This window comes from Ruminococcus sp. (assembly GCF_019417665.1).
Classification (GTDB): domain Bacteria; phylum Bacillota; class Clostridia; order Oscillospirales; family Ruminococcaceae; genus Ruminococcus_C.
Window position 1 is genome coordinate 1 of the sequence record NZ_DXUU01000097.1, and the last position, 5,327, is coordinate 5,327.

Consider the following 5,327-nt stretch of genomic DNA (forward strand, 5'->3'; position numbering starts at 1 on the left):
AGATTGTATCGTTCTACATTATCAGTAGCTTCAGATAGCTGCTGAATAGCAAGAATTGCTGCACAGGCTATCATAAATACAATACCAAGATAAATTGCCAGAAATGCTATGATTGCCTTTGTAGTAACCGAAGATTCATATACCTGCTGCTTACTCATGTAATACGCAAAGGCACATTCTCTTTTGCTCTTTTCCTGATAATTATCCAGCAATGTACCAAATTCTTTTGCTGCATCTTCACTCACACACTGTACATTCCATATCATCGTATCGACATTCATGTTTTTCATCCATGTGTCTGCAACTACAAATATGATATGATCCATGCCACTATTTGACATGGTAAATTCTTCAGCTTCATTCACCGAAGAAAGTACATTTCCTTCAATAGTAAGATTGATACTTTTATCATGAAATTGTTCTGCAAGTTCACGAACATTTTTTTTATTATATAAAATTCTATAATTGTTTTCTAATAAATCTACGCTGTCCATGCCTTGTAGTTTACGCATGCCATTATAATCTGACAGGCTTACAAATGTCAGAGGAATATCTCCATATCCATAAGCAGACAATGTTTCTGGTATCTGAACATCGTAATCCTTATAATATGCCTTTCCATCTGCCATGGTCCCTTCCATACATTCATAGCTGTCCGCAATCAGGCTGCTGTCCTTGATTTCAGAGGGCAGTCGGCTTAAAATCGTATCTGTTTCACCATTATTATAGTCTATGGCACTATACTCATATGGTATTTCCGTACGCAGCTGCGTTGACAAAATGTTCTGCATACTGTACCCGGTGGAAAAGATTCCGATGACCAACAGCAGGACAATGCAGACAACAGAAAGCGATACAAAATTCGTATTAATCTTACTGGAAAACTGACGTACAACAAACATATTGAGCTGTTTGAAATAAAGTCTTTTGTTACGCTGCATAATCTGTACAAGAATACCTGACAGCGACCAAAAGAACAGCAGTGTCCCTGCAGTTCCCAAAATAATTGAGAATGCAAAATACAGATTGACATGAATGATTCCATTATTCAGAATGAGTGCATATGCGGCAACAAGGCATAGTATGGAAGCTACAAATACCTTCATTGCAGTTTTCATGTTCTTTATTCTTATAGTCTCATTTTTTCTTCCACCATATAGCAAATCAATCAGCTTGTATTTTCCAATTGCGATTGTATTCAAGAGCATAACCACCAAAAATATTACCCCAAAATAGATCACACTTTTGACTGCGGCATCGGGTGCAAATACAAATCGATATGCAGAAAGATCAGCCTCAAATATTTTTGCGGTAAAAACAGACATCATCTGAGAGCCAAATATTCCAAGCAACAGCCCTGTAACTAATGCCATACATGCCATGAAAGATGTTTCCAACATAAGAATCATAGAAATATTTCGTTTACTCATTCCCAATGTCATATAAACACCAAGTTCTTTTTTACGTCGCCGGATAAAAAAATTGTTAGCATAGACAATCAAAAATCCCAAAACTACAGCTACAAAAACAGAAATATATGACAGTATCTGTCTCAATGCTTTCATGGACTCGGCAGTTGTTTCCGTAACTATCATGATGTCCTTCTGTGCATAAATAGAATTAAACATGTAGAAAATGCAGACAGCAAGAGCCAGGGTAAAGAAATATACTGCATAGTCCCTGATACTTTTTGATGCATTTTTAAAAGCCAGTTTACTCAGCATTCAGGTCACCTCCCAAAAGAGCAATAACCTCCATAATGCGGTCAAAAAACTCTTTTCTGCTTTCCGTACCACGAATTAACTCGTTGAACAGTTTTCCATCCTTGATAAAAAGAATTCGCTTGCAGTAACTAGCTGTAAAGGCATCGTGCGTTACCATAAGAATTGTCGCATTCATCTCTTCATTTAATTTACGAAAGCTTTCCAAAAGCATACGTGCTGATTTTGAATCCAGGGCACCGGTCGGCTCATCTGCCAGAACCATCGAAGGATTTGTCACGATGGCACGGGCAGAGGCTACACGCTGCTTCTGTCCTCCGGACATCTGATAAGGATGTTTGGAAAGAACATCAGTAATATTTAAAAGTCCGGCAACCTTTTGAACTCTTGCTTCAATCTCTTTTGCCGGTACCTTCATAATGGTAAGAGCCAGTGCAATATTTTCAAAACCTGTAAGCGTGTCCAAAAGATTAAAGTCCTGAAATATGAAACCAAGCTTTTCCCTTCGAAATTTTGAAAGCTGTGAAGCTTTCAGCGTTGTGATATCCTCTCCGTCAAGATAGATGTGCCCTGCTGTGGCATTATCAATAGTAGAAATACAGTTAAGCAGTGTCGTTTTTCCACTTCCTGATGCTCCCATAATACCGATGTATTCCCCTTCGTTTACTTCAAAGCTTATATCATCAACAGCACGGGTGATATTCCCCTTATTTCCATAATATTTTTCAATATGATCAACTTTTAATATTGTTTTCATTTTCTGCCTCCTTATACGATAGTTGTAATATATCCGATCAATGCCAGAATCCACAAATGAGCCGGATAGAATAGATAGAAGAAATATTTGCTGAATTTTGTTTTTGGTCCTCGTTTTCCATTATATAAATACATAAATGGAAGTGCTGTGAAAACCAGCCAGTCACTGTTGAACATCATCATCTTTATGGTCATCTCCATAGATGGATAGATATCAATAGTTGGAATGAACAATAATACCGACAACGCACAAATAGCAATATTGCGAATTTTCACTTTATTACGCAAGAAATAACAAATAAGCATAAATGGAACGACAGACTGACTTCCTTCACCTGCTACACATGCATAAATAGTAATCGGAACTGCAATCAGAATACGCAATGCCAATATTACTTTCGGACTAATCTTCTCACTTTTTACAGGATAGCACCATACGTTTAACGCAAGCACTCCCATCGCCAATGTAAAGAAAATATTATTGTAGATTGTCAGGGAATCTACATTTAACAGACGGTTCAGTCCGAAGTTACCTGCAAACATAATCCCTGCCCACAGAAACAGACGCCCGTTGTATTTTAGCCTGTTTCGGGTGTGGATAAAACCTTCGACCGCCATATAAGCAAAGAATGGTGACACGCATCTTGTAATAACGTGGAAGATTTCCATCCACCACGGCGGAAGAAAACCCGGAATGTGATGCAAATGATCCAGTACCATAAGCATCGCCATAAAAAACTTTAGCTGGAAAGCATTAAAATGTTTCATGATATCATCTCCTAAATTATTTGTTTTAAAATGTTAATGACACGGTATTCACCACCCGAATCATCAGTCATAGTATATCGGAGTTCACGATAAGTTAAAATCGTTTTATCTTACATAAAACGAACAAAATTGTCACATTAAGAAAGCGGACCACACTATGGCAGCCCGCTAATATTGTTTACACTTTCTTATTCTAAAAGCAATCTTGAATCCTTTGGAAAAGTAATCTGTATAGTTGTGCCCTGCCCACTGGCAGAGGACGCAGATATAGACAGATGCATCTTATTACAGAGCTTCCTACACAGATACAAGCCGATTCCTGTGGATTTTGCATAACTTCTTCCGTTTGTTCCGGTAAATCCCTTTTCAAATATACGTGGCAATTCGCTTTCCTGAATACCTATACCGTCATCCGAAACATACAACACAACATAATCCTGTTCCTCACATGCGGAAAATGTCAGTGTAAGCGTCTCCTTTTTGTATTTTATGCTGTTGACGATCAACTGCCCCAGAACGAATTCCAACCATTTCGGATCGCCGTATACTGTTTTGGAAAGGTTGTCAAAGGTCGGAGTCGCTTTTGCAGCAATGAGCTGCTTAGAATACTTTTTGAGCGTTCCCTTTACCAGTTGATCCAGCTTGATTTCCCGAATCATGTAATCCTTTTCAAGATTGGTACTTCTGGCATAATAAAGTGCCTGTTCCACATAACCATCAATTCTGGAAAGTTCCTCTTTCACACCGGAAGCCATTTCACCCTTATTGTTTTCACAGATAAGATCAATACACGAAATCGGAATCTTGATTTCATGTATCCAGGTTTCAACATAATCCTGATATTCGGTATTCATCCGGCGATAGTCTGCTATATCATCATTCATCGATTTCGTAGTCTGTCTTAATACATCTATCAGAATTGTACCCTCTACAAATCCAGGTTTTTCCGTTACTGATGAGATATAATATTTCTTCTCCAATGTTCCCAGATTTCGGTAAAGCTCTCTGTAGAAGCCGTTCTTTTGATTATATTCCAGCACAAGAGCACCGACTGTAATAAAGAGCATGCATATACAAACAAGGGCATTTGCAGCATTGCTGATCTTCATTACATTCAACAGCAACGCCAGAAACAGGATGATTCCAGTCTGTGACAAAAGAAAAATCCACTTATTTTTTAAAAATGTCGAGAATCTCATATCAAATACCCCATACCACGTTTTGTAGCAATGAAATCTTTTGCACCGATATTTTCCAGTTTTTTTCGCAACCGGTTTACATTCACAGTCAGCGTATTATCATCAACAAATTCATCTGACTGCCACAATTCATCCATCAACTCATCACGTGAAACGATTTTTCCGGCATTTTTGAGTAAAACAGATAAAATTTTCATTTCATTCTTCGTCAGCTCTGCACTGTCAGCACCGTAAGAAATCAATCCTTTCGATGGTCGAAAAATCACACCTTTATACTCGATTTCTTCTGAAACCGGCACATGTGTACTTCTTTTCAAAAGTGCAGCAATACGGGCAACCAGTATTTGCGTATTATAAGGCTTTGTAATAAAATCATCTGCTCCAAGATTCATGCTCATCAACTCATCCATATCAGTGCTGCGACTGGTAACAACAATGATCGGAACTTCTGATTGCTTGCGGATCTCCCGACAGATATGAAATCCATCAAATAATGGCAGGTTAATATCCAGAAGTATCAAATCAGGAGATTCCTGTAATGCCAACTGTATGATATTCTGCCAGTCATCACTATAAGCACATTCATAGCCATATGAATTCAGTAATTTCATTAATTCTGTTCTAAGGACTTTGTCGTCCTCAATAATATATATTTTCATTGAATTCTAAGCCTCCTAAAATTGATTTTAATTACATCATATCATATTTTTCACATCTACATATTATAAATTTTCTTCCATTCTACATACTGAATTTACGTAGTTTTATGGCAATACTACATTGGGTGTCTAATAGATGAATATTACATACTAAAACTTCCCACACCAATAAGGTGTGTTGAACCTTGAAAATTCAATATTTCAGCCAATAAAAAAGGCATAAA

5 protein-coding genes are annotated in these 5,327 nt (G+C 37.6%); all 5 read right to left on the reverse strand.

Annotated features, from left to right (window positions below):
• Positions 1–1,724 (reverse strand): ABC transporter permease (locus QZ375_RS13590; protein ID WP_295219818.1); only part of this gene is annotated, 1,724 nt, incomplete at its 3' end.
• Entirely contained in the window at positions 1,714–2,478 is a 765-nt protein-coding gene (locus QZ375_RS13595; RefSeq protein ID WP_295219820.1) for an ABC transporter ATP-binding protein, read from the reverse strand. The genes QZ375_RS13595 and QZ375_RS13590, both read right to left, overlap by 11 nt.
• 11 nt (positions 2,479–2,489) lie before the next feature.
• Positions 2,490–3,245, reverse strand: a complete 756-nt coding sequence (locus QZ375_RS13600) for a TraX family protein (protein ID WP_295219822.1) — start codon at positions 3,243–3,245, stop codon at positions 2,490–2,492.
• Positions 3,246–3,433: 188 nt separating this feature from the next.
• Positions 3,434–4,402: a sensor histidine kinase gene (locus QZ375_RS13605; protein ID WP_295219824.1), complete on the reverse strand. Its 969-nt coding sequence runs from the start codon at positions 4,400–4,402 to the stop codon at positions 3,434–3,436.
• A 38-nt stretch (positions 4,403–4,440) separates the two neighbouring features.
• Positions 4,441–5,103, reverse strand: coding sequence for a response regulator transcription factor (locus QZ375_RS13610; protein ID WP_295219826.1), 663 nt, complete (start codon positions 5,101–5,103; stop codon positions 4,441–4,443).
• Between the last annotated feature and the right edge of the window lie 224 nt (positions 5,104–5,327).

Coding starts and splice junctions, on each gene's coding strand:
- QZ375_RS13610 (WP_295219826.1), bottom strand. CDS start 5,103: ATGAAAATATATATTATTGAGGACGACAAAGTCCTTAGAACAGAATTA.
- QZ375_RS13600 (WP_295219822.1), bottom strand. CDS start 3,245: ATGAAACATTTTAATGCTTTCCAGCTAAAGTTTTTTATGGCGATGCTT.
- QZ375_RS13595 (WP_295219820.1), bottom strand. CDS start 2,478: ATGAAAACAATATTAAAAGTTGATCATATTGAAAAATATTATGGAAAT.